At 63.7% G+C, this 23,789-nt stretch carries 30 protein-coding genes; 15 read left to right on the top strand and 15 right to left on the bottom strand.

Going from position 1 to position 23,789, the window contains the following annotated elements:
• Positions 1-66 precede the first annotated feature (66 nt).
• The 3 genes from L2A60_RS12140 to L2A60_RS12130 form a co-directional block, all read right to left on the bottom strand.
• Positions 67-825 carry a PDDEXK-like family protein gene (locus L2A60_RS12140; protein WP_235704642.1) on the bottom strand — a complete coding sequence of 253 codons (759 nt, stop codon included), beginning with the start codon at positions 823-825 and terminating at the stop codon, positions 67-69.
• A gap of 95 nt (positions 826-920) precedes the next feature.
• Entirely contained in the window at positions 921-1,226 is a 306-nt protein-coding gene (locus L2A60_RS12135) for a hypothetical protein (protein ID WP_235704641.1), read from the bottom strand.
• Positions 1,227-1,415: 189 nt separating this feature from the next.
• Positions 1,416-2,114: an ArsR/SmtB family transcription factor gene (locus tag L2A60_RS12130; RefSeq protein WP_235704640.1), complete on the bottom strand. Its 699-nt coding sequence runs from the start codon at positions 2,112-2,114 to the stop codon at positions 1,416-1,418.
• A gap of 235 nt (positions 2,115-2,349) precedes the next feature.
• Between L2A60_RS12130 and L2A60_RS12125 the strand changes: the two genes are divergently transcribed.
• Entirely contained in the window at positions 2,350-3,705 is a 1,356-nt protein-coding gene (locus L2A60_RS12125; RefSeq protein ID WP_235704639.1) for an MFS transporter, read from the top strand.
• Positions 3,706-3,828: 123 nt separating this feature from the next.
• Here L2A60_RS12125 and L2A60_RS12120 read toward each other — a convergent pair whose 3' ends face one another.
• Positions 3,829-4,482, bottom strand: a complete 654-nt coding sequence (locus L2A60_RS12120) for a Vgb family protein (RefSeq protein ID WP_235704638.1) — start codon at positions 4,480-4,482, stop codon at positions 3,829-3,831.
• Between the two features lie 9 nt (positions 4,483-4,491).
• Positions 4,492-5,712, bottom strand: coding sequence for a helix-turn-helix domain-containing protein (locus tag L2A60_RS12115; protein WP_235704637.1), 1,221 nt, complete (start codon positions 5,710-5,712; stop codon positions 4,492-4,494).
• A gap of 107 nt (positions 5,713-5,819) precedes the next feature.
• Here L2A60_RS12115 and L2A60_RS12110 point away from each other — a divergent pair, with 107 nt between their 5' ends.
• From L2A60_RS12110 to L2A60_RS12100, 3 genes are all read left to right on the top strand, one after another.
• Positions 5,820-6,083: a hypothetical protein gene (locus L2A60_RS12110; protein WP_235704636.1), complete on the top strand. Its 264-nt coding sequence runs from the start codon at positions 5,820-5,822 to the stop codon at positions 6,081-6,083.
• 24 nt (positions 6,084-6,107) lie between these two features.
• Complete coding sequence (locus L2A60_RS12105; RefSeq protein ID WP_235704635.1) at positions 6,108-6,800, top strand: DUF899 domain-containing protein; 693 nt, start codon at positions 6,108-6,110, stop codon at positions 6,798-6,800.
• Positions 6,801-7,133: 333 nt separating this feature from the next.
• Entirely contained in the window at positions 7,134-8,087 is a 954-nt protein-coding gene (locus tag L2A60_RS12100) for a Dyp-type peroxidase (protein ID WP_235704649.1), read from the top strand.
• 77 nt (positions 8,088-8,164) lie between these two features.
• Here L2A60_RS12100 and L2A60_RS12095 read toward each other — a convergent pair whose 3' ends face one another.
• The 4 genes from L2A60_RS12095 to L2A60_RS12080 form a co-directional block, all read right to left on the bottom strand.
• Entirely contained in the window at positions 8,165-8,710 is a 546-nt protein-coding gene (locus L2A60_RS12095; RefSeq protein WP_235704634.1) for a histidine phosphatase family protein, read from the bottom strand.
• A 5-nt stretch (positions 8,711-8,715) separates the two neighbouring features.
• Positions 8,716-9,333: a glutathione S-transferase family protein gene (locus tag L2A60_RS12090; RefSeq protein WP_235704633.1), complete on the bottom strand. Its 618-nt coding sequence runs from the start codon at positions 9,331-9,333 to the stop codon at positions 8,716-8,718.
• A 17-nt stretch (positions 9,334-9,350) separates the two neighbouring features.
• On the bottom strand, positions 9,351-10,283 hold the full coding sequence (locus L2A60_RS12085) for a ribose-phosphate pyrophosphokinase (protein ID WP_235704632.1): 933 nt from the start codon (positions 10,281-10,283) through the stop codon (positions 9,351-9,353).
• Between the two features lie 279 nt (positions 10,284-10,562).
• Positions 10,563-10,895, bottom strand: a complete 333-nt coding sequence (locus L2A60_RS12080) for a hypothetical protein (protein WP_235704631.1) — start codon at positions 10,893-10,895, stop codon at positions 10,563-10,565.
• Positions 10,896-11,033: 138 nt separating this feature from the next.
• On the opposite strand from L2A60_RS12080, the gene L2A60_RS12075 reads away from it, so the two are divergent.
• From L2A60_RS12075 to L2A60_RS12060, 4 genes are all read left to right on the top strand, one after another.
• The gene (locus L2A60_RS12075; RefSeq protein ID WP_235704630.1) at positions 11,034-11,531 is read left to right on the top strand and encodes an RDD family protein; all 498 of its coding nucleotides are present in this window, start codon (positions 11,034-11,036) and stop codon (positions 11,529-11,531) included.
• A gap of 13 nt (positions 11,532-11,544) precedes the next feature.
• Entirely contained in the window at positions 11,545-12,330 is a 786-nt protein-coding gene (locus L2A60_RS12070) for an arginyltransferase (protein WP_235704629.1), read from the top strand.
• A gap of 91 nt (positions 12,331-12,421) precedes the next feature.
• Positions 12,422-12,937 (top strand): cupredoxin domain-containing protein, encoded by a 516-nt coding sequence (locus tag L2A60_RS12065; protein WP_235704628.1) that lies wholly within the window; start codon positions 12,422-12,424, stop codon positions 12,935-12,937.
• A 457-nt stretch (positions 12,938-13,394) separates the two neighbouring features.
• On the top strand, positions 13,395-14,549 hold the full coding sequence (locus L2A60_RS12060) for a mechanosensitive ion channel family protein (RefSeq protein WP_235704627.1): 1,155 nt from the start codon (positions 13,395-13,397) through the stop codon (positions 14,547-14,549).
• Positions 14,550-14,663: 114 nt separating this feature from the next.
• Here the strand turns inward: L2A60_RS12060 and typA are convergent, their stop codons facing one another.
• Together typA and L2A60_RS12050 are read right to left on the bottom strand one after the other, a co-directional pair.
• Positions 14,664-16,496 (bottom strand): translational GTPase TypA, encoded by a 1,833-nt coding sequence (gene typA, locus L2A60_RS12055; protein ID WP_235704626.1) that lies wholly within the window; start codon positions 16,494-16,496, stop codon positions 14,664-14,666.
• A gap of 117 nt (positions 16,497-16,613) precedes the next feature.
• Positions 16,614-17,210, bottom strand: a complete 597-nt coding sequence (locus L2A60_RS12050; RefSeq protein ID WP_235704625.1) for a hypothetical protein — start codon at positions 17,208-17,210, stop codon at positions 16,614-16,616.
• Positions 17,211-17,371: 161 nt separating this feature from the next.
• Between L2A60_RS12050 and L2A60_RS12045 the strand changes: the two genes are divergently transcribed.
• Positions 17,372-18,037 (top strand): transglycosylase SLT domain-containing protein, encoded by a 666-nt coding sequence (locus L2A60_RS12045; protein ID WP_235704624.1) that lies wholly within the window; start codon positions 17,372-17,374, stop codon positions 18,035-18,037.
• A 9-nt stretch (positions 18,038-18,046) separates the two neighbouring features.
• Here L2A60_RS12045 and dnaA read toward each other — a convergent pair whose 3' ends face one another.
• Positions 18,047-19,453 carry a chromosomal replication initiator protein DnaA gene (dnaA, locus tag L2A60_RS12040; protein ID WP_235704648.1) on the bottom strand — a complete coding sequence of 469 codons (1,407 nt, stop codon included), beginning with the start codon at positions 19,451-19,453 and terminating at the stop codon, positions 18,047-18,049.
• A 131-nt stretch (positions 19,454-19,584) separates the two neighbouring features.
• Between dnaA and L2A60_RS12035 the strand changes: the two genes are divergently transcribed.
• Positions 19,585-19,743, top strand: coding sequence for a hypothetical protein (locus L2A60_RS12035; protein WP_235704623.1), 159 nt, complete (start codon positions 19,585-19,587; stop codon positions 19,741-19,743).
• A 206-nt stretch (positions 19,744-19,949) separates the two neighbouring features.
• Here L2A60_RS12035 and rpsT read toward each other — a convergent pair whose 3' ends face one another.
• From rpsT to L2A60_RS12020, 3 genes are all read right to left on the bottom strand, one after another.
• Positions 19,950-20,216 (bottom strand): 30S ribosomal protein S20, encoded by a 267-nt coding sequence (gene rpsT, locus L2A60_RS12030; RefSeq protein ID WP_235704622.1) that lies wholly within the window; start codon positions 20,214-20,216, stop codon positions 19,950-19,952.
• A gap of 125 nt (positions 20,217-20,341) precedes the next feature.
• Positions 20,342-21,097 (bottom strand): flagellar type III secretion system pore protein FliP, encoded by a 756-nt coding sequence (gene fliP, locus L2A60_RS12025; protein WP_235704621.1) that lies wholly within the window; start codon positions 21,095-21,097, stop codon positions 20,342-20,344.
• A complete protein-coding gene (locus L2A60_RS12020; RefSeq protein ID WP_235704620.1) occupies positions 21,094-21,405 on the bottom strand; it encodes a hypothetical protein in 312 nt (103 codons plus the stop codon). Before L2A60_RS12020 ends, fliP begins: the two co-directional genes overlap by 4 nt.
• Positions 21,406-21,587: 182 nt before the next feature.
• Between L2A60_RS12020 and L2A60_RS12015 the strand changes: the two genes are divergently transcribed.
• From L2A60_RS12015 to L2A60_RS11995, 5 genes are read left to right on the top strand one after another with little or no spacing between them, the layout of a single operon-like run.
• Positions 21,588-21,968, top strand: a complete 381-nt coding sequence (locus L2A60_RS12015; protein WP_235704619.1) for a flagellar basal body rod protein FlgB — start codon at positions 21,588-21,590, stop codon at positions 21,966-21,968.
• A 13-nt stretch (positions 21,969-21,981) separates the two neighbouring features.
• The gene (gene flgC, locus L2A60_RS12010) at positions 21,982-22,386 is read left to right on the top strand and encodes a flagellar basal body rod protein FlgC (protein ID WP_235704618.1); all 405 of its coding nucleotides are present in this window, start codon (positions 21,982-21,984) and stop codon (positions 22,384-22,386) included.
• Complete coding sequence (locus L2A60_RS12005) at positions 22,386-22,688, top strand: flagellar hook-basal body complex protein FliE (RefSeq protein WP_235704617.1); 303 nt, start codon at positions 22,386-22,388, stop codon at positions 22,686-22,688. The genes flgC and L2A60_RS12005 overlap by 1 nt, the downstream gene beginning before the upstream one ends.
• A gap of 37 nt (positions 22,689-22,725) precedes the next feature.
• The gene (locus L2A60_RS12000; RefSeq protein ID WP_235704616.1) at positions 22,726-22,998 is read left to right on the top strand and encodes a flagellar biosynthetic protein FliQ; all 273 of its coding nucleotides are present in this window, start codon (positions 22,726-22,728) and stop codon (positions 22,996-22,998) included.
• Entirely contained in the window at positions 22,995-23,774 is a 780-nt protein-coding gene (locus tag L2A60_RS11995; protein WP_235704615.1) for a flagellar biosynthetic protein FliR, read from the top strand. Before L2A60_RS12000 ends, L2A60_RS11995 begins: the two co-directional genes overlap by 4 nt.
• Positions 23,775-23,789: the final 15 nt, after the last annotated feature.

Below are 23,789 nucleotides of genomic sequence, written 5' to 3'. Positions count from 1 at the left end.
CGGCGGCGCGCAACAATCGGAATCGGAACCGGGCCGCCAGGATTCCTTCCGGAATGCCGACAGGCCTCAATCGATTCTTCGGCTAAATGGCGCCTGCGGCCTCAAAATGAGGGGAGACATGAGATCGATGATATGATCGCTCATGGTATTATCCCTTATCCCTTGAAATTCCGCGCTGATGTAGCGGGAAAAATCGTCGATAAACATCCGGATGCGTTCCGCCTGGCAACCGGCACGGCATCTCGCCAACCATTCCAGAATTTCTCTGCCGTAACCCCACTGACGAAGCTGCTGTGCTTCGATTCGACGTTGCTGTTCTGGTTCAGGAAGGCTGTACCCGGATGGAGCCATCCCTTTGGGCGTGAGGTAGATTACGATACCATTGCCAGCGCCATTATGGTCTAAATAAGAAAAATAGCGCGCGAGCTGCTGATTCTGATCGCCTGCCCATGGCTTGTTCTCAATGATCACGCGGAGATGACCCGTACTGATCAGAATATCCAAACAACCTTGCGCTACACTGACTTCTCTCTGGACTGATGCGGAGCCGCACTCCTCGTCCTGAAAATTTTCGCCGATCATACCGAGAAAAAGCCGAAGAAAATGGCTGCCCTGCCCGTGAGTGCCGAGAGGATCAAGAAACCAGGCGAGAATTTCCGATAGCTTCGCCTCGTCTGGCGCGATGAAATCAGACACATTGAAGTCGGGGGCGAATCTGCGATCGTATAGTTTTTTTGAAGACTGGTGTGCATTGACAATGCCGCTAACCCTATCAAGGAGACGCTGAATTCCATCGGGTTGGGCTGGTGCAGAGTTATCGCTCATGCCTGAACCTCGTTATCAAGTTTTTTCTATTCTGGACGGTTACACGCGGCGGCTCCGCGCACAGTATTCGGGCGGTTCGAGCGTCCCAGAACCCCTTATGGCTCGACCGGCTCAAACCGCCTGCCATCATAACGAAATTCGAGAAAATCGCAATCCGGATCGAGAATGGCCAGAACCAGAGTCAGCGGCTCGCCGAAATAGGGGCTGCCGGCACACATCGCCTGCTCGCACGTATCGAACACGGGGGTGGCGAGAACCTCACGCACGATTGCGATCTCGTTATAGGCAGGCACCGCCTTGTTCCTGAGGCCGGATTTCCACCTGACGAATTGCCCTTTGCGAAAGCTGTGAAGTTCGTCCAGAGCCTCCGCCAGTTCGGCAAGCCGCCGGGCTTGCTCCATGGCCGGTTTTTCCGATGTGTCGCCTGACACGAGCTGGATCGCTTTGTGCCGCTCAATGGGATGATCCATACCGTCTCCATTCATTCAAAAATCGTGGCGATCCCGGTATGGCATTCAGATACGTCAAAACCGGACATTCTGGTCACGTGTCCGGCAAAGTCCACTCCGCTAAGACGGGCGGAGCGGAAATCACAGCGCCGAGGCGTCGATGCCGAGTTCGGACCGGAACATCGTCATGCCTTTCGGCGTGATCAGGATGGCGCGCGAATCGGTGGAGCGGCGCAGCCAGTTCGTGGCGCATAGCCGGGTCAGCATTTGCACGCCGAGCGGGCCGGCCAGATGATGGGTCCGTTCGGTGCAATCCAGGCATTGCCGCGCGAGGCCGTGGCGCGTTGGTTTCAACGTCAACACGTCGATGCCGATGCCGCCGAACCATGAGACGCCGCCCGGCGTGATCTCGAATTTTTTGGCTTGTGCCGGTACGATGAAGCCCTTGGTTTGCAGGCTCTGCGCCACCGCGACGCCCAGGCGCCCGGCCAGATGATCGTAGCAGCGCCGCGCGGTTCGCAGGCGCTCCATTTCGCGGCTGATCGGCTTGCGCCGGATGGTATCGATCGCGCTGATCGCCGCGAGGCTTTCCAGCGCCTCCGCCACCAGCGGGCCGGCGAGCCGGTAATAGCGGTGGCGGCCTTCGGTCTCGCAGGCGAGCAACCCGCCATCGAGCATTCTGGCCAGATGCGAACTCGCGGTTTGCGCGGTGACGCCGCCGGCATAGGCAAGTTCGCCGGCGGGCAATGCCTTGCCGTCGATCAACGCAGCAAGCATCGTCGCGCGCGCCGGATCGGCGATGAGCGCCGCGATCGCGGCGATATTGGGCCACAAAACCACAGGGCAACCTCCATCGAAGCATGAACACTCTATCACGGTTTCGGGCACAATGCTTCGGCCGTCATCGAAGCATTGTGCCGAAGCCATGCGCTACACCCCTGCCGACAGAGAGCGTGACGGCTTTAAATCGATTCCGTTCTTCTCTTTGTTTTGCGAGCAATTCCAGCGCAATAAACGGATCGCCTTGCGATTCCGCTTAATGCCAGATTGCTCTGAATCGCAGGAGCAGACGCCTATGCAGACCACCCTCGCAACCCGAAACACCAACCGGCCGCTCGCCTTGGCGACTCTATGCGGGGCGGTTCTGGTCGCCCAGCTCGACACCTCGGTGGTCAATCTTGCGACCCATCCGATCGGGGCCTATTTCAAGGCGGATGTGGCGACCCTGCAATGGGTGGTGGACGCCTATAACCTCGTCTATGCCGCCCTGCTGCTGACCGGCGGCCTGATCGCCGATCTCTACGGCAGGCGGCGCGTCTTCATCGCCGGAATCCTGGTATTCACCCTGGCGTCGCTGCTCTGCGCCGCCGCACCGGACATGCCGATCCTGATCGGCGGCCGAGCACTTGCCGGGGTCGGCGCCGCTTTGATGATCCCGGCCTCGCTGTCGCTGATCCGGGTGATCTGGCCCGATCCGGCCATGCGCGGCCATGCCCTGGGCATCTGGGCGGCGTGCAACGGGCTGTCCTTCGTCATCGGGCCGACGCTCGGCGGAGTTCTGATCGGCTGGTTCGGCTGGCGCAGCATTTTCCTCGTGGTGATTCCGGTCGGGATCGCGACCATGGCGCTGGCGTTCCGCGCGCTGGCCGAATCCGCCGACCGGGGCGACCGCGCTTTCGACGCGGCGGGGCAGATCCTCGGTGCGCTGGGACTGGGCGGGGCCGTGTTCGCGGCTATCATGGCCGATGGCAACGCCCACGCCGCCCTCATCGCGCTGGCTGCCGCTTGCATCGCTATCGTGTGGTTCGTCGTCGCCGAACGACGGCGCGGCGCCGAAGCGCTGGTGCCGCTCGGCCTGTTTCGGATTCCGGCATTTCGCGGGGCGATGCTGGCGACCATGGCGATGACCTTCGGCATGTACGGCGTGCTGTTCCTCCAGCCGCTGGTCTGGCAGAGCACCGGCGGGCTGGGGCCGATCGGCGCCGGGCTGGCACTGATGCCGATGGCGCTGGTTTTCGTGCTGGTTTCGCCATGGTCCGGCGCGCTGTCGCATAAGGTCGGAACGCGGTTCATGACCAGCGGCGGCGTCGCGATCATCGGCTGCGGACTTCTGGCCCTGGCGGCGACAGCGGGGCTGCGGCAGGCCGGCTTCGCCGAAATCGGCCTGGTTCTGACTGGCCTCGGCATGGGGCTGGCGACCGGGCCGCTGCTCGGAGTCGCGGTCGGCGCGGTTCCCGCCGCGCGGTCGGGCACAGCTGCGTCGCTGATCAATGTCGCGCGGATGGCCGGGGCGACCATGGGGGTAGCATTGCTGGGCGCGGTGTTCGCAGCACTGCATGGTGATACCGAAGGGCTGCGGGGCGCGATGCTGCTGGGCGGGCTGGTGCAGCTTGGCGGCGCGGCGATCGCCAGCCGTCGCGGTCAGGGATAGCGGGGCCGTTTGAAATTCTGTAAGGGGGGGTGAGCGGCCAGCTGCCAGCATCGCTGCACGGGGCCGCTTTGCACTGCATCCCGGCCGTCCAAGACACGTTTCGGAGTGCTCGGCAGCGGTCATTCAAGACACTGCCGCATCGACGCTCCTTGGTCGGCGGATGGCTCTCACCTTTCCGCTGGTTCCTCCGCCACAGAAAAATCGGTCGCCCCTGTCCGATTCAAGTCCCGAGACACTGGTTCCGGCCGGCATTTCAAGGCGCTCGAGCACCTCTCCTGTCTCGGGATCGATGCGCCGGACATCGCTCGCCTCGTCCTGCCAGGTGCCGTGCCAGAACTCGCCATCGACCCAGGTGACACCCGTGACGAAGCGATCGGATTCGATGGTGCGGAGCACGGCCCCGGTGTCCGGATCGACCTGATGGATCTTGCGGTCACGGTTCTGGCCGACCCAGAGCGTTCCTTCAGCCCAGGCGAGCCCCGAATCCCCGCCATTGCCGGGCGCCGGAATCGTGCTGAGCACCTCGCCGGTCTTGGGATCGATCTTCCGGATCACGGCCTCGGCGATCTGGAACAGATACTTTCCGTCGAACGCCGTTCCCGCATGCGCAGCGACATCGAGCACGCCGACTATTTCCCCACTCTCGGGATCAAGTGCGTTCAGCCTGTCGCCGGAGGCGAACCAGACCCGTTCCCCATCGAAGCTGACTCCGTGCACGCCGTCGACTTCCGGAAAGGGGCCATATTCGCGAAGGATCTCGGCGGGCGTGTGTTTCATGGTTTCAATCTACCCACGCGTCAGCGGTGCCGGGAGTAACAAGCTTGTCGGGAAACCCGGCACGTTCGGCGTCAGCCAGCGGCAAGCCCGCCCGCGGCCGAAGGATTCGACCTTGCCGTCCTCCGCCAGTGCTTCGAGCGCGCGCTGGGCGGTGCGCGCGCTCACGTCGAGCGCCAGCGCCAGCGCCGAACTCGACCATGCCTCACCATCGGCGAGCAGGGCCAGCACCTCGGCATGGTCTTCCTCGACGGGCGGCGCCAGAACGGCGACCGTCGTCGCCCCGTGCGGTTTCAGCACGAAGCCCCGCCTGGTCGCGTTCAGTCCGGCCAGCGGCTTGAGCGTCTTGCGGAGCCGCCCGATCTCGACGCGAAGCCGCGCGCGATGCGATTCATCGGCTTCCCGTGCTCGAAAGGCGCGCGTGAGCAGCGTTTCGCGCGTCACGTCCTCCGGCCACGCCTCGGCGAGCGCGCGGGTGAGCGCGAACAGCACCGGGCGACCGGCAAGCGGAACCGCCGACGTCCCCGCGCGCACCACATTGCGGCAGGCGTCGACCAGGAGCGCGTCCGAAGCCATCAGTGCCTCGACTTCGCCGAACCCGAGCAGCCTTGCCCCCTCGCGCGCGATCAGGCGTGCGGCGGGTGCATCGAATGCGCGTGACGCCCGGTCGACCTCGGCCACAAGCGCCGGGATCCCCGCCTTGTGCGCGGCGTGGCGGGCCCGATCGAGCGCGGCGCGTACCGACTCTGCTCGAATGCGCCGTATCGCGATGCCGGCGGCGACTAGCCAGTAGCCGGTCCGCGACGCCAGCGGCAGCGTATCGAGATCGAGTTCGTCGAGCGACCGCTCGGATTCGTCGAGACGCCCGATCAGGAGAAGCCGCCGCGCCTCGAGATAGCCGGCATGCGCGGCGTTCGCCCGATCGCCATTCGTTTCGAGCGTCGCCCGCGCCGCGCCGAGCGTCTGCATGGGGCCGCCCAGGTCGCGCGAGACGAGCGCGATCTCGGCCTCGGCGACCACGCACCGTGCACGGGCTGTCGCCTCCTTCGGGCCGAAGGCACGCGCGGCGCTCCGCAGCAGTTCCTTCGCGCGCGCGAGGTTGCCGAGCTGCGCCATCGCGATGCCGCGCAGCGCGAGCGCCGGCGGATCGTCGCGCAGCGCGACCTGCTTGAACGCGGCCAGCGGATCGCCCGCCGCGAGCGCTCGGGCCGCGGTCGTAATCAGCGAGTCCATCGGAATCCCGTCACACTTGTCACTCTCACCCGTCTTTCTGTCCGCCCTACATCCTCACTCTATCCTACAACGGCCGGAAACGGCGACAATCGATCGGGAGCCGGAAAATGACGATTCTCTCAGCGGCAAACAAAGGCAGTGGATTAGCCTGGCGCGCCCCCACCGCCGGTTGGCTCGGTCTCGCGGCGTCGCCGACCTTCGCGTTCATGGCGTGGATCGCGGCGAAGGATGCGCCGCCGATCGCCCTCTGCTCCTCGGGTTCGAGCATCCTGCCGATCGACGGCATGACCGCGATGTACTTGCTGATGAGCCTCTTCCACCTCTCGCCCTGGCTGAAGCTCGCTTCCAGCCGCCCGTGGGCGCGTACCTGACCCGATAACCAAAGGAGACTGACCATGAACCATACTATCGTTTCGCGCGAAGAGTGGCTTGGCGCCCGCAAGGCGCTGCTCGCCAAGGAGCGCGCCATGACCCACGAACTCGACGCGCTCCGCGCCGAGCGTCGGCAACTGCCCTGGGTCAGGATCGAGAAGCCCTATGTCTTCGAAGGCCCCGAGGGCGGATGCACGCTTGGCGACCTGTTCCGCGGCCGCAGCCAGCTCGCCATCTATCACTTCATGCTGGCGCCGGGCTCGGACCATATCTGCCCTGGCTGCTCGTTCATCGCCGACCATATCGATGCGGCGCGGCAGCATTTCGAGCAGGCGGACCTGGCGTTCGCCGCAGTCTCGCGCGCGCCGCTCCCGCGGATCGAGGAGGTCAAGGAGCGGATGGGCTGGACCTTCCACTGGGTCTCCTCGCACGGCAGCGACTTCAACTTCGATTTCGCCGTGTCGTTCACGCCTGAAGACCTCGCCGCCGGCCGCGCGATCTACAATTACGGCACGGTGATCCGCAACAGCCAGGAGATGTTCGGCACCAGTATCTTCGTGAAGGACGAGAATGGAGACATCTTCCACACCTACTCGACCTATCACCGCGGCACCGAGCTGCTGATGGGTGCGTTCAACTGGCTCGACCTCGCTCCCAAGGGCCGTAACGAAACCGGTGGCACCATGAGCTGGGTCCGGCTGCATGACAGATATTGACGCGGAGGACATCCGCCCGACGCCAATTTGAAAGGGCGATCTTCGAAGTCCCTTCCTGGATCTGGTTATTCGGCTTCGAAAGCAGGCGGCCGGTCGAGGGCGTGAGCGGCAATTATCCACTTTTCTTTTCTCGGAAGCCGCCATTCCGCTCTCCGAGGGTCAGCTTTTGTCTGACGCGCAAAATCGGACACGGTCTGCGTTCCGGAAGATAGTCGGAAGGGCCACCACGAGATGCAACGTCTCGAATCCCGCTCTGCAAAAAAGAAAATATCAGCAGTTTCTGAAACTGTATCTCTGAAGCCTATCGGGCTATGCTCGAATTGCACGCAACTCATGGCCCAAGGAGATGACACAGCTTTGCCCAATCAGACACCTCAGCCAGTTGTCGCGTCCCTTACAAGGGCCGCGATCTTCCTCGTGTTGACCATCAACCCCGGCAACGAAGCCGAAAGCACCTTCAAGGCTCTCTGCGCCGACCTCGCATCCCTGCGTCGCACTGTGGGATTTCGCGACCTCAACGGGCAACTCTCCTGCGTACTGGGCATAGGCTCCGCGGCATGGGACCGCCTCTTTCCCGGCCCGCGACCAAAGGAGTTGCATCCGTTCAGGGAAATCAGAGGCGTCCATCATGCAGTCTCCACCCCCGGTGACCTGCTCTTCCACATCCGCGCCGTTCGCATGGATATGTGTTTCGAAATGGCGGCGCTCATCATGGATCGCCTTCGCGCGGTCTCGACCGTTGTGGACGAGGTGCACGGCTTCAAATATTTCGACGATCGCGATTTGATCGGCTTCGTCGACGGGACTGAAAATCCGGAAAACGATGCTGCCGTCGAAGCTGCGCTTATCGGCTCCGAAGATCCGGATTTCAGGGGTGGAAGCTATGTGATCACCCAGAAATACTTCCATGATCTCGATGCCTGGAACAGGCTTCCCGTCGAAACACAGGAGAAAATCATCGGCCGTAAAAAACTTTCCAACGTCGAACTCGACGACGCGACCAAGCCGAGCCATGCCCATAATGCGCTGAACACGGTCACCCGAGATGGTAAGCAGGTCGACATTCTGCGCGATAACATGCCTTTTGGTGAGATCGGCAAAGGCGAGTTTGGAACGTATTTCATCGGCTACGCGCGCTCTCCTTCGATAACCGAAGAGATGCTTGAGAACATGTTTGTCGGCAAACCGCACGGAAATTACGACCGCCTGCTGGATTTCAGCCGCGCCGTATCGGGCTGTCTGTTTTTCGTGCCGTCCGCTTCTTTCCTTGATGATGTGCAACCGTGATTGGTGAACGGGGATGAAGGGGAACGCGTTCTCGATCAGGAACTGTTAAGCCAAATCCGAACCGAGACACGACCCGATTAGCCGACAGGCGTGGCGCGCCAGTCCTGGCCGATCGGTTCGCAGAGGATCGGCCGCGCGTTTTCGGTACGCCCATCGAGGTCGAGCCGCATCAGGCCACGCAGCGCGCGGAAGAACGCGCCATGCGAGACGACGAGCAGCGGACCAGGATGGGCGAGCACGCGGCCCATCGCTTCGGCGGCGCGGCGGGTGATATCGGCGAAGCTTTCCGCACCGTCGGGGGTGAAGCGGCCATCCAGCCATTCGCCGAACCATGGATGCAAGGGCTGGCCTTCCATGCCGCCGAACACCACCTCGCGCAGGTCGGGCTCAACGAGGATCGGCACGCCGATCGTTTCGTTGACGATATCGGCGGTTTCGCGGGCGCGCTGCATCGGCGAGGTGGCGATGCCGGCGATGCCGCGCCCCGCGAGCAAGGGAGCTGCATCGCGCGCCTGCGCCCGGCCGGTGTCGTTCAGCGGAATATCGGCAGCACCCTGCGAGAGGCCGCGCGCGTTGTAGTCGGTCTGGCCGTGGCGGAGAAACCAGAATTTGACGCGCGGCAATCCGGTCAGGACAAACCCTCCGCCGCCATCGCCCGCTGCACGGCGGGGCGCGCCTGCATCCGCGCGTAGTGCGCCGCGATCCGGGGCGGCAGGTCGAGCGTCTTGCGCCCCTCCGCCCAGAACGAAACATAGAACAAAGCCGCGTCGGCGATCGAATAATGGCCGAGCAGATAGTCCTTGTCGCCGAGCGCCTTGTCCATGATCGCGAAGCCTTCGGCGAACAGCCGCTTGCCTTCGGCGCGCACCGCGTCCTTCTCTTCCGGGTTCGGGCTGAACCGTTCCGGGCGGAAGATGCGGGTGAAGCCCTGGCCGTGCATCTGGCTGTTGATATAGGCGATGATCTCGGTTGAACGCGCCCATTCGAGCTTGTCCTCGGGGACCAGTTTCGCCTCGGGATTGGTCGCGGCGAGATAGCCCGCGATGGCGGGCCATTCGGTCAGGATCTTGCCGTCGTCCAGCGCGAGCGCGGGCACCTTGGATTTCGGGTTGATCGCCTTGTATTCGGGCGTGTTCTGCTCGCCCTCGCGCAGATTGATCGCCTTCGTTTCGTAAGGCTTGCCGATTTCCTCGAGGATGACGTGGATCCCGAGCGAGCAGGCGCCGGGGCCGTAATAGAGCTTCATGGTGTTTCCTTTACGTTTCAATCGAACAGGGAACTAACCGAGGTTTCGTCGGAAATGCGCCGCATCGCCTCGGCGAGCAAGGGGGCGATGGTCAGCACCCGCAGATTGGCCGGGCATTCGCGGGAATTGGTCAGCATGATGCTGTCCGTGACGGTCAGCGTCTCGATCGGGCTGGCCTCGATCCGGTCGAGCGCGCTGCCCGACAGTACACCATGGGTGACGTAGGCCGAGGCCGAGCGCGCGCCGTGGCGCATCAGTGCTTCCGCCGCGTTGGCCAGCGAGCCGCCGGAATCGACGATGTCGTCGATCAGGATGCAGTCGCGGCCTTCGACATCGCCGATCACGTTCATCACCTCGGAGATGCCGGCGCGCTCGCGGCGCTTGTCGATGATCGCGAGGTCGCAGTTGAGGCGGGTGGCGATGGCGCGGGCGCGGGCGACGCCGCCGACATCGGGCGAGACCATCATGACGTCGCGTCCGGCGTAGCGCTCCTTGACGTCGCGGGCGAACAGCGGCGCGCCGTAGAGATTGTCGACCGGAATGTCGAAGAAACCCTGGATCTGCCCGGCATGGAGATCGACCGTGAGGACGCGGTTGGCGCCGGCCTCGGTGATCAGGTTGGCGACCAGCTTGGCGGAGATGGGGGTGCGTGGGCCGGTTTTGCGGTCCTGCCGCGCATAGCCGAAATAAGGGATGACGGCTGTGACGCGCCGCGCCGAGCCGCGCCGGAGCGCATCGAGCGTGATGAGCAGCTCCATCAGGTTGTCGTTGGCCGGAAACGAGGTGGACTGGATGACGAATACATCCTCGCCGCGCACGTTTTCCTGGATTTCGATATGGATTTCCATATCGGCGAAGCGGCGGATCAGGGCCTGGGTGAGTGGGAGGTCGAGGGTGGCGGCGACCGCCTGGGCGAGCGGTGGATTGCTGTTGCAGGCGACGATTTTCATCCGAGACTTCCAGCTTGCTGAGGGGCGGTCCGCGCCGCGCCGTGTAGCAATGGCGTTACGGCGTGTCCATGATGGAGCAGGACATCGGGGTTGCGGCGATAGATGGATCGCATCGCCGCGTCGTGCGAATGCACGCCTTCGCGTGACGGTGCGAATGCACGCCTTCGCGTGACGGTGCGAATGCACGCCTTCGCGTGACGGTGCGAATGCACGCCTTCGCGTGACGGTGCGAATGCACGCCTTCGCGTGACGCGGCTCGTGATGACGAATCAGGACATATCAGCGGCCGATCGGCAGGGTGATCCCGAACGACATCTGGGGCTGGGCGTAGTAGGCCGGCGGGGGAGACGCGTAGGCGCCGATGCCGCGCCAGCTATCGCGCTGCCACCCGTTATCGCCTTGATTATCGCCCCGGCGCCGCCATCCGTACCCGCCGCGATTATAATCCTGGCGCCGCCATCCGCCATAATAGCGGTTGTCGTTTTGCCGTTGCCATCCGCCCTGCCAGCCGTCTCCCCGATGCCAGTCGGCATGGGCGGGGATGGTTGCGGCGGCCAGCCCGAGGGCGACGGCTCCCGAAGCCAAAAGCGTTGAATAGAAGCGCATTTTCATGACCTTCCATCGGCGTCTGATGCCGATGCTCACGAGATAGAAGGTCAGTGTGGCGAAAACCGGCCGGAAGAAAGGTCATTTGGCGCGCGACGACGTGCGCCATTGCCTTGGCGGGGGCGCGGTCATATTCTGTTCCCTATGAGCCAACGCCTGTCGCTCGATACCGGATTCGTGCTGGATGCGTGGCTGACCCGCGATGTCTGGCCACGGCGGATCCTGGCGTTCCTGGTCGATGTCATCGCGATCGCGATCCTGGCGGCGGCGATCGGCTGGGTGATCGTGGTGCTCGGGTTTCTCACCCTCGGGCTCGGTTTCCTGCTGCTGCACCTGACGCCGCTGATCCCGCCGGTGTATTACGTGCTCTGGCTGCAGACGCGCGGCGCGGCGACGCCGGGGCAGCGCCTGCTCGGCCTGACCGTGCGACAGGACGATACGCTGATCCTCGCCGATCCGGTGCGGCCCAGCCTGGCGCAGTCGATCGCCTGGACCGTGCTGCTCGGCCTGAGCTTCGCGCTCAGCATGTTGCCTTTCCTGGTGATGTTCGCGACCAGGCGGCGCCGCGCGGCGCATGACCTGCTCTCGGGCCTGACCGTGGTTCATGCCACCGCGCTGAACCGGGCGCCGGCGATGCCATGATGCGAGCGACGCCATGACCCGCGACATCAAGACCGGGATGACCAAGCCGCCGCAATTTTTCTACGCCACCGCGCCCCTGCCCTGCCCCTATGTGCCGGGACGAACCGAGCGCAAGGTGGTGACCGAATTGATGGGCGCCCATGCCGAGGCAATGCACGACCGGCTGTCGCGCGGCGGGTTCCGGCGCAGCCACAACATCGCCTATGCGCCGGTCTGCCAGGGCTGCCGGTCCTGCATTCCGATCCGCATCGTCGCGGGCGATTTCATGCCGAACCGCACGCAACGCCGGATCGCCGCGCTGAACCAGGGCTTGCGCGCCTACGAGATGCCGCCGCGCGCCACCACCGAGCAGTTCCAGCTCTTCCAGCGCTATCAGCAGGCCCGCCACGGCGACGGCGACATGGCCGGCATGAGCTTCTACGACTATCGCGCGATGGTCGAGGACACGCCGATCGAGACCTGGATGGTGGAATTCCGCGACGAGACGGACCTTCTGGTCGGCGCCTGCCTGACCGACCGGCTCGGCGACGGGCTTTCGGCGGTCTATTCATTTTTCGCGCCGGAACTGGCGCGGAATTCGCTCGGCACCCACGCGATATTATGGCTGATCGAACGATCGCGCGAGCTGGGACTGCCCTTCGTCTATCTCGGCTACTGGGTGCCGGAGAGCGCCAAAATGACCTACAAGGCGCGGTTTCGCCCCGCCGAGGTGCTGATCGGCGGTACCTGGATCGATCTCGACCGCGCGTTCGACGCACAGCGCGAGACGATCACGAAGGCGTCGGTCACGGTGGGTTGAACGCACCACGCGCTTCCTATCCATGCTGTTCCGTGATAATGTATACATAATATAATCCTGAAACGTCCAAAATCCCGAAAGGAAATTGCGTATGGCATCTCGTTCTCTCGCGGTCGCGCTGGCGGCCGGCGTTTTGACGTGCGGCTGGGCGGGCGCGCAGGCGGCAAGTCCGAAACCGGTTTACATTCATATGAACGGGGCAAACGAATTTCTGGAAAATCTGATCGCGGTGCGGCCCGGCCAGCAAGTGGTATTCGTCAACGAGGATACCGGACCGCATACCATCGTCGGCTACAACCCGGCGACCGGCAAGACGAGCAAGCGCTTCGACGGCGCGGTGGCCGGCACCAAGGGGGTGGTTGGAGACAAGGTTCACACCTACACGATCAGTTTCAAGCACCAGGGCATCGTGCATTACTACTGCTCGGTCCATGCCGTGCTGGCCAAGGAGCCGGGCGGCTGGACGGTAGCGAAGGTGCGGCCCGGCGTGCACGGGTTCGGCGACCCGATGTCCGGTGCCATCATCGTGACGACCGACCCGAAACTGCTCGCCGAGAACCCGAAAACCGCCTCGGAAAAGATCCTGCCGGGCTATTTCGGCGGCTAGACCGGCCGCCGCCAGCGCTTTTCAGACAGGATTTCAGGCCGACAGGGTGCGCCGGTGCCACCATTCCCGAAAATGGCGGTATTTGCCGTCTGACGCGAATATGCACCGGAATATCCCGTCGAATTCCACGCGCTCGCCCGATGGCACGCGCTCGAACGTGCAGAACCAGCGGCAGATGCCGGTATCCGCTTCGGCCGTGTAAATCTCGTAGCCGAAGTGGGCATTCCGCGGGGCGTCACGCGCCCCCCTCTTTCCAGTAGCGGCGGATCGCGGCGCGCCGCCAGGCCCTTGCGCTTCTGGAGGGTGGCCATGCGGCGGAATCGAGCGGAAACCATCGCCCGCGCGCACAGGCTGCCGAAAAATCCATCGAACTCACGTAATTTTCAAAAGCTTGCAACCTCGCCGCCGGGTTCTAACTGGCCTTCTGTGATCTGTTTGCAGACACAGAGGAGACAGTATGGCCCAGAATACGGTCCCGCCGGCAAATCCCATCGCCCATGCCGCCGGCAATGTGACGGTCGCGCTGCATGGCTGGCCGCCTGCGATCACCACCGCGATCCTGCTGGCGGGCGCGGTGGTGGTGGCGGCGATCCTGCATTTCGTTCTGGTGCGCATCATCCCGAAGCGACTCCTTGACCGGCGGCCGGTTCTCGGCATGCTGGTGCAGCGCACGCGGCGCATCCTGTTTCTCGGGCTCGCCGTGATCCTGCTCGCCGCTGTAGTGCCGGCGGCACCGGTCAATGCCGCGGCCCGGTTCGTGCTGCTGCATATCCTGAGCGCCGGGTTCATCGTGCTGATCGGCTGGACCGTGATGGTCGTGGTCGATACGCTGACCGTCTACAAACTCTCACGCCGGCCCGACAACATCCAGGCCGATGTGATGGCACGCAAGCATGTGACCCAATGGCAGGTGTTGCGGCGGGCCAGCCATGTGCTGACCATCCTGATTACCCTCGCCGCCGCGCTGATGGTGTTTCCGGCGGTGCGTGCCTATGGCGTCTCGCTGCTGGCCTCGGCCGGTGCGGCTGGCCTGGTGGTCGGGCTGGCCGCGCGGCCGGTCCTGTCCAACCTGATCGCCGGCATCCAGATCGCGATCACCCAGCCTCTGCGCGTGGAAGACGCGGTGGTGATCAACGGACAATGGGGCTGGATCGAGGAAATCACCAGCACCTATGTGGTGGTGCGGATCTGGAACTGGCAGCGGATGATCGTGCCGCTGGCATGGTTGCTGGAGCAGCCGTTCCAGAACTGGACGCGGGATTCATCGGAACTGATCGGCACGGTTCACTGGAACGTCGATTACACCGTGCCGGTCGATATCCTGCGCAAGAAACTCGATGAGATCGTGCATTCCACCAAGCTGTGGAGCGGCAAGGTGGTGGTGCTGCAGGTGACCCACGCGCTGGTGAACACGATCGAGCTGCGCGCCCTGGTCTCCGCGCGCAATTCCGGCGAGGCATGGGATTTGCGCTGCTATGTGCGCGAACAGATGATCGCGTTCCTGCAGGCGGAGTATCCGCACGCGCTGCCGAAGCAGCGGCTGGAGATCGAGGGCCAGCCGGTGCCGGATCAGGCATCCAGCCGCTCGCGCGCGGACGCAGAAATGGCGTAGTGTCCTCGGCTTCCGCAACCGCGTATGGATTGCTTCCGTCTCGCGTCGTGCGAATGCGTGCTTTCGCGTGACGCTCGGGGTCGCAATGACCGACGTTTTGACCGGCGCGCCGTATCAGGCGGCGTCGGAGGCGCGGTCGGCCTTCTTGCGGGTATGCGGATCGAGGTGGCGCTTGCGCAGGCGGATCGCGCTGGGGGTGACCTCGACCAGCTCGTCATCCTCGATATAGGCGATCGCCTGTTCCAGGTTGAGCCGGCGCGGCGGGACCAGGAGCAGCGCCTCGTCCTTGCCGGCGGCGCGGATGTTGGTCAGCTTCTTTTCCTTGACAGGATTGATGTCGAGATCGTTCTCGCGCGAATGCTCGCCCAGAACCATGCCGACATAAACCTTCTCGCCCGCGCCGATGAACATCGCACCACGATCCTGCAGGGCGAACAGCGCGTATTGCACGCTTTCGCCGTCGGCGCTGGAGACGAGGGCGCCGTTGCGGCGGCCTTCCAAGGTGCCCTTCCATGGGCCGTAGCCGATGAAATGACGGTTCATCACGCCCGAGCCGCGCGTGTCGGTGAGGAATTCGCCGTGATAGCCGATCAGGCCGCGGCTGGGGATATGGAAGGTCAGGCGCTGCTTGCCGCCGCCGGAGGGGCGAATATCCTGCAACTCACCCTTGCGGCGGCTCATTTTTTCGACGACGACGCCGGCATAGGGTTCGTCCACGTCGATCAGCACTTCCTCCATCGGCTCCTCGCGCGCGCCGGTTTCCGGGTTTTCGCGGGTCAGCACACGGGGGCGGCCGATGGTGAGTTCGAAGCCCTCGCGGCGCATCTGCTCGATCAGCACGCCGAGCTGGAGTTCGCCGCGCCCGGCGACCTCGAACGCCTCGGTTTCGTTGGAATCTGTCACCTTGATCGCGACATTGCCTTCCGCTTCGCGGAACAGGCGCTCGCGGATCTGGCGCGAGGTGACTTTCTTGCCTTCGCGTCCGGCGAGCGGGCCGTCGTTGATGCGGAAGGTCATCGCCAGGGTCGGCGGGTCGATCGGGGTGGCCGGCAGGGCCGCGGCGATCTCCATGCCGCCGATCGTGTCCGGCACGGTGGCTTCCTTGAGACCGGCGACGGCGATGATGTCGCCCGCCGAAACCTCATCGACCGGCACGCGCTCCAGCCCACGGAAAGCGAGCAGCTTGGTCAGGCGGCCGGTTTCCACCGCGCGTCCGTCGAAGCTGATGACGCGGACCGGCATGTTGACGGTAGCGCGACCCTGTTCGACCCGGCCGGTCAGCACGCGGCCCAGGAAATTGTCGCTTTCCAGAATGGTCACGACCATGGCGAACGGCGCGTCTTCCGGCAGCGCGGGCGCGGGAACGTGACTGAGGATCAGATCGAACAGCGGCTTGAGGGTTTCGCGGGGGCCATCGAGCGTGGCGGTCGCCCAGCCCTGCCGGCCCGAGGCGTAGAGCATCGGGAAATCGAGCTGCTCGTCGGTCGCGCCCAAGGCGGCGAACAGGTCGAACACCTCGGTGTGAACCTCATCGGCGCGGGCGTCCGGCCGGTCGATCTTGTTGACCACGACGATCGGTTTGAGGCCGCGCGCCAGCGCCTTGCCGACCACGAACTTGGTCTGCGGCAGGACGCCCTCGGCGGCATCGACGAGCACCACGACGCCATCGACCATGTTCAAGATGCGCTCGACCTCGCCACCGAAATCGGCGTGGCCGGGGGTATCGACGATGTTGATCCGCACGTCGCCCCACTGCACGGCGGTGCATTTCGCCAGGATGGTGATGCCGCGCTCGCGTTCCAGATCGTTGCGGTCCAGCGCGCGCTCGGCCACGTGCTGGTGCGCGCCGAACGAGCCGGATTGTTTCAGCAACTGATCGACCAAAGTGGTCTTGCCGTGATCGACATGGGCGATGATCGCCACGTTGCGCAGCGTATTCTGGGTCATGATGCGGGTCTTTCGGGAGTAATCGCGGCCGTCCTACACGTTTTGCAGTGCAAAAGCGAGCGCGACTCAAAAAGGGCGGCGCATGGCCGCCCTTCGGTATTGGATATGCGAGCGGTTTTACATTGACGAACTGGGCTTCGGGGGCGCCATGCCGTTCGGCGGGGCCATGCCGTCGTTCGAAGGCGCCATGCCCGGATTCCGCATCATGCCGCCGGGTTTGCTCATCATGCCGCCATGCATCTCCGTCATTGCCTTGTGAATCATCATCGATGCATTCTGATATTGGCCGCTCTGGACTGCCCGACGCGCATCGCGGACGGCGGAAATGGCCGGGGAGCTGATCGGGCCATTGACCGTACCCTGGACATAGGAATTGGTCAGCAGATCGGTCTCGGCTCGGCCGAGGGCGACCTGCGCGTGCGCCTTGTCATGCGCCATCACCGCCCGCTGGGCGATGTGCAGATAGGTCTCGGCCGAGGCGCCGACCGGCATGTTGCCGCCCATGTGATGCGAGATGTAGGCGGCGTTGCCATTGCCCATCCCCTGATGCCACATCATGGCGTGGCTGGAATGGGACATCGAGGAGTTCATGGATCCCGACGCCGCGCTACCCGTCTGGCCGCCGGCCGCCGACGTGCCGCCGGTTGCGCTCTGCGCCAGGGCAACCCCGCCCATGAGCATCAGCGCCGTTCCGGCCATAAGAAGAGTCCGCATGGTTAGCTCCTTCCCAAATTGCGACCGGGGCCTTGACCGCGTGAATCGGCACGGGCCGAACCGGTCCCTGGATTAATCAGACCTTAGCGAGTTGGGTGTAACGACCGCCCAAAACAAGCGGTTGTGTTTGACCGCGCAATTAAACTGGAGTCAGAAAACCGATGCCCGGTTCGATCGCACCCGGCGCGTTTTGGCTGTCCGGCAGGCGCTGGTGCCGGTGCGGCGCGATTGTCGGCGCCATTCTCGTCCTTTGCGGCTTTGGAGGCATCGCTGCCGCCGGAGCCAGGCTACCCCAGGATTGCGTCGCGGCGGCCCAGGCGGCGACGGCGCGAACCGGGCTACCGAATGGCTTGCTGGAGGCGATCGGGAACGTCGAGAGCGGACGGATGAGCGGGGCAGCCGGCTTGGCCACGCCCTCGCCCTACGCGGTCGATGCCGATGGTGCCGGCCATTGGTTCGGCAATGAAGCCGAGGCGGCGGATTTCGTGCGTAAAGCCTTGGCGTCGGGAGCGCGGGCGGTGGATGTCGGCTGTTTTCAGATCGATCTCGAAGACCATCCCGATGCGTTCGGGTCGGTGCGCGCCGCCTTCGACCCTGCCGCCAATGCGGATTACGCAGCGCGATTTCTCGTCAGGCTGCACGCGCGGCTCGGTTCCTGGAAGGCGGCGATCGGCGCCTATCATTCGGCGACGCCCACGCTGAGCACCCCCTATGCCCGGCTGGTGCGCGCGGCCTGGCATGGCGGCAGCACCCCAGCGCCGGCCGATCCTTATGTGATCCGGCTCGTCGTGGCGCGCGGCGCCCTGCCGAAAATCGTCACCCCGTAATCGGCAAGGTCAGATCATCAAAGTACGGCGCAGAAGCTCGACATCCTCGGCGAAACCGGGATCGGCGCCGATCAACTGGTTCACCTTGGCGACCGCGTGCATCACGGTGGTGTGGTCGCGGTTGCCGAATTTGCGGCCGATCTCCGGCAGGCTGCGGCTGGTGAGCTGCTTGGCGAGATACATCGCGATCTGCCGGGGCCGCGCGATGTTGCGGGCGCGCCGGGCCGACGACATTTCGCTGACCCGGATATTGTAGTGTTCCGCGACGCGTTTCTGGATTTCCTCGATCGTGATCTTGCGGTCATAGGCGCGCAGCACGTCGTGCAGCACCTCATGCGCGGTTTCCAGCGTGACCGGCCGCTCGAACAGATGAGCGTGGGCAACCAGCCGGTTCAACGCGCCCTCCAGCTCACGCACATTGGAGGTGATCTTCTGGGCGAGGAACTCCATCACCCGGCCCGGCACCGGAACGCCGGCGCGGGCGGCCTTCGCCTCGAGAATCGCAAGCCGAAGCTCGTAGGTGGTGGCGTGGACATCGGCGACCATGCCGCAGCCGAGCCGGGTGCGCAGCCGGTCCTCGATACCGGACAGGTCGGACGGCGATTTGTCGGCCGAGACGATGATCTGCTTGCCGGCATCGACGAGCGCGTTGAAGGTGTGGAAAAATTCCTCCTGGGTGCCGTCCTTGCCGATCAGGAATTGCAGATCGTCGATCATCAATACATCGACGCTGCGCAGCTCGTTCTTGAATTCGATGGTCGATTGCCGGCGCAGTGCGCTGATGAAGCGGTGCATGAATTTTTCCGCCGACATATAGGCGACCACCACATCGCGGCCCTCGCGATGCGACAGCTCCCAGGCGATGGCGTGCATCAGATGGGTCTTGCCGAGCCCGACTCCGCCGTAGAGGAATAACGGGTTGAAGCCGGGCGCCGCATGGCCGTCGGCCACGCGACGGGCGCAGGCATAGGCGAATTCATTGGGCTTGCCCACCACGAAGGTTTCGAAGGTGAAGCGCGGATCAAGCGGGGCGGCGGTTTCCGAACGATCCTCGGCATCGCGCCTTGCGGTGGTTTTGCCATGGGCCAGGACCGGCAAGGGTTCCGCAAGATCGGGCGCGGCGCTCGCATTGCCGGCGGGCCGGGTACGGATATCGACCCGGCGCACCGATTTGTTTTCGGATTGCCAGAGCACCGTCAGCAGCGCGCCATATTCCTTGTTGACCCAGTCGCGCAGAAAACGGGTCGGCAGCATCACGGTCACTTCATCGCCGTCGAGCCCGTGCAGCACCGCCTGGCGGAGCCAGTGACGATATTCGACCTCGCCAATTTCATCCTGCAGGCGCGCCCGTACCCGCGCCCACTGGCGCGTCAGCAGGTCGCCATCCGTGCCATCGGGAAGGACGCTCGCCGGCATGGCGGCCTCGGTTGCCTGATCCTGCAAAACCTGGGCTTCCAATCGCATCGCCTCCCTCATTCTGCCGCAATCCCCGTCCGCCCGGCCAAACTGTTCCGTGGCGCAGTCCTATCGCACTCTACAACCAATGGTTGAAATATCTCGATAAAGCTACACGCCAAGAGCTTGGTTTGCCGATCGAAGCACCTAGGTTAGGCCAAATCCGGGGCGGCGCGCAAGCCGGATATGTTCCGAAAAATCAAGAAAAATCATTGAACTTTTCAAATCCCTTCATGAAATCAGGCGATTGATCGCTTCTTTTCAAGCGGGAAAAGATCGCGTTACCGCAAGTCGCGTTTGGTTGCAAAGCAACAACACCGCAACACGGTAAAGTGTTGCGGGATCAATCCGTTGTCGCAAAAACCGTGAAAAATCCTGAAGCTTAAACTTCAGGAACCGCGTGCGCCGCCACCGGCTTTACTGGCCAAATGACCATGCTGTGGCGGCTTAGGGGCAATCAGGCGGCGAGCGCCTTGACCCGCGCCGACAGGCGCGAGAGCTTCCGGGACACCGTATTGGCCTTCAGAACGCCCTTGGTCACGGCCCGCTGCAGTTCCGGCTGGGCGGCGACGAAGGCCGCGACGGCATTGGCATGATCGCCGCCCGAAATCGCCTCTTCGACCTTGCGGACAAAGCTGTGAACGCGCGAGCGGCGCGCCTTGTTGCGGGCGGTGCGGCGCTCGGTCTGACGAATGCGCTTCTGCGCGGAGGCGATGTTGGCCATAATGTGTTGCTTATCTCTTCAGGTCGTTGGCAATAGCTAAACCAGGGCTCGGCTGGTTGTTCCGAGACCCGGTCTTTTTCGGGGCCGTCCTTATCGCCCGGTGCGGTTTCCGTCAAGCCGGCCGGCTACGGGTGGATCGGCGGAAAGCTGCGGACCAGGCTGCCGCACACCAATTGCCATCCATTCACCAGGACGAAAAAAATCAACTTGAACGGCAGGGAAACCGTGGTCGGCGGCAGCATCATCATGCCGAGGCTCATCAGGATCGACGACACCACCAGATCGATGACCATGAACGGCAGATAGATCATGAAGCCCATTTCGAAGCCCCTGCGCAGTTCGCCCACGACGAAGCCCGGCACAAGGACGCGCCAGGGAACGTGCAGCATGTCGGCGGGTGGCTTGATATGGGCGATCGCGAGAAACAGTCTGATATCCGAGGCGCGGACATTGTCGGCGAGAAAGGCGCGGAACGGCGCCGCCGCATGACGCAACCCGTCAATCGTGCCGACGGTTCCCTGGCTCATCGGCAACAATCCGGCGTGCCAGGCCTGTTCGAAGACGGGCTGCATGACGAAATAGGTCAGGAACAGCGCGAGCCCGATCAGCACCGTGTTGGGCGGGATCGTCTGCGTGCCCAGAGCGGTGCGCAGAATGCCAAGCACGATGATGATGCGGGTGAACGCGGTCAGCATGACCAGGAGACTCGGCGCGAGCGCGATCACGCCGATCATGACGACGAGTTGAACCAGCTTCGCCGTTTCGGGCGCGCCGCCGTGGCCGAGATCGAGCGTGACCGACTGTGCATGCGCCGCAGCGGGTGCGCCGGCGACAAGCAGCAACAAGGTGATCGTGGCGCTCGCCCGGCCGAAAACCGTCATGGTGCGTGCCTCCCACCGGACGCCGGAAGGATCAGCAACTGGTCCGACCCGCCGCCGCTCAGAACGGCGAAGCGGAATCCGCCCAGTTCAACGACCGACAGGGTCCGGGCCCGGTCGATCCGGCATGATTGCCGCGCCCTGGATGGAACGGCGCCTTGAAGGTTTTGGCCCAAGCGACGCGGCAGATCGAACCGCCGTGCCGCGGCAGCGAGCCCTAGAAGCAAGACGATCACCAGGATCAAGGCGCCGGCCACGGAACCCAGCATCGGCAGGCCGATCATGGTCTTGCGCCCGCGCCGGCGCGACAAATCGGCGGGCGGCGAAAGGTAGATTGTCGATTCGGTACCATGGCCGCATGAGAACGCAGATTGATTAATATTTCGTTTCCACATCGCGTTTTTGCCGCAGAAAATTAAAATGGCGCGGCCGATACCATTCATCATTTGTTAAGCATTCTCCGGCATGATCGCGTCATCGTTCCGAGGGTGCCATGATCGCAGATTTGCTAGGGCTTGCCGTAACACGCGTCGCGTATCTCGATCAGTCCCAGAGGCTGTACGCGCGGGATGTCGCCAATCTCGATACGCCGGGTTTCATGCCGAAAACCGCTGTTCCATTCTCCGTCCTTCTGCGCGGCGGCGGTGTTTTGCCGCTCATGACCACGCATGCCGACGATCTGAATGCTACGCCGGCGGGCGGCACAATCGCGACGGCGGCCCGGATTGCCGCCCGTGCGCCGGACGGCAATGCGGTTTCGCTCAGCCAGCAGCTCGTCGCGATCGCGCGGACCCAAATATCGCAGCAATACGCCGTCAATATCTACAAATCCTATCTCGGCATGTTTCGCACCGCCTTGGGCAACACGCTTTAGCAAAGAGGGCAAAATGAATTTCGGCACGACTCTCGCAATTTCCGCGTCCGGCCTGTCGGCTCAGAGCGCACGGCTGCAGGTGATCGCGGAAAATCTCGCGAATGCCGCAAGCACCGGTGGGGCGCCCGGCAGCAATCCCTATCGGCGGCAGACCATCACCTTCGGCGACCGGTTCGACCGGACGTTGAAGACGCAGCTCGTCTCGGTCGACCAGATTGGGCACGATCGGAGCCCGTTTCCGGTCAAATACGATCCGTCCAACCCGGCGGCAAACGCGCAGGGCTACGTCAAGCTGCCCAATGTCAACAGTTTCGTGGAATTGATGGACATGCAGCAGGCGCAACGATCCTATGACGCCAATCTGTCGGTGATGAACGCAACGCGCGGCATGCTGACGCGCACGCTGAGTCTGATCTGATGTTCGGCATTTCCGCATCGGCGCTGCATCCCGCCTCGGCCGCCGCCACTTACGATCATGTCGCCTCCGGCGCCGGAACCGCTGGAAGCGGCTTCGCCGGCTTTCTGACCCATGCCATCGGCACGGCGGTCGATCAAAGTGCATCGGCAGAGATAGCGGCGCGAAACGGGCTTCAAGGCCAGGGCGATCTGACCGGAATCGTCACCTCGGTGGCGCAGGCCCAACTCGCCTTGCAAACCACCGTGGCAATTCGCGACCGGCTGATCCAGGCATACCAGTCGATCATGAATATGCCGATCTGATCCGAAGCGAAGCGATGCCTTGCCAGAACGAGCCCCCATGACCGATCCGTCGATTGCCGTGATGCTTCATGAGGCGTTGTATCTTGCCGCCCGTTTGGCCGGGCCGCCGCTGATCGCATCGCTCGCGACCGGGCTTGTCATCTCGCTTTTGCAGGCGGTTACCCAGATCAACGAGGCGAGCCTGGTCTTTCTGCCGAAGGTTGCCGCAATCGTCGGGGTGATCCTGGTGATGGGCGGGTTCATGCAAAGCGCCTTGCTGCAATTCGCCCATGCGTTGTTCACCTCGATGATCGGGGTCGGAAGGTCATGACGGGACCGGGCGTCGCCGATATGATGTTCGGTGCGCTGCTGGTTTTCATTCGCATCGGCGGTGCCGTCATGCTGCTGCCCGGTTTCGCGGATGCCACCGTCCCGCCGACCATCCGAATCGGGCTGGCGCTCACCCTCACAATCATCATCGCGCCGCTCGTCGGCGGGACGCTGCCGCATATCCCGGCGGCACCGATCATTCTCGCGGCGACCCTGGCGAAGGAGGCGGTGATCGGATTGACGCTCGGCTGGCTGACCCAAACCATCGTGGTCGCCCTGCCCGTGGCGGGGCAAATCATTTCCTATCAGATCGGGCTCGCAAGCGTGTTGCTACCGAGCACTGAAATGGGGGCTAGCAACACCTTGATTTCGACCGGGCTGAGCGTCGGGTTGCCCGCGCTCATGCTCGGCACCGGACTGTTCGTCGCCCCGCTGCTCGGATTGCTCAATTCGTTTCATTGGCTGCCGCCCGGCATCGCGAGCGGAGCGGCACACGCCCTTGATTATGGCAGTGTCCTGCGCGGGATTGTCGCCTGCGTCGCGGATGAATTCCTCCTTGCCATCCAACTCGCGGCTCCGTTTCTGGTCGTGGGGCTGATCTGGCAGGTGGGCATCGGTTTCATGGCCAAGGCGGCGCCGCAATTGCAGGTGTTCTTCGTGGCCTCGCCGCTGCAGATCCTTGGCGGGCTGATTCTTCTCGGCGCTGCCCTGATTCCGATGATCGAGGTCTGGAGCCACGTGACCGACCGGTTGCTGACCAACGGTTTCAGCCTATGACCGGACCGGGCCGAT

The organism is Acidiphilium iwatense (assembly GCF_021556475.1).
GTDB lineage: Bacteria > Pseudomonadota > Alphaproteobacteria > Acetobacterales > Acetobacteraceae > Acidiphilium > Acidiphilium iwatense.
Note: the sequence above shows the minus strand (reverse complement) of the source record. Positions and strands in the feature narration are given on the sequence as shown.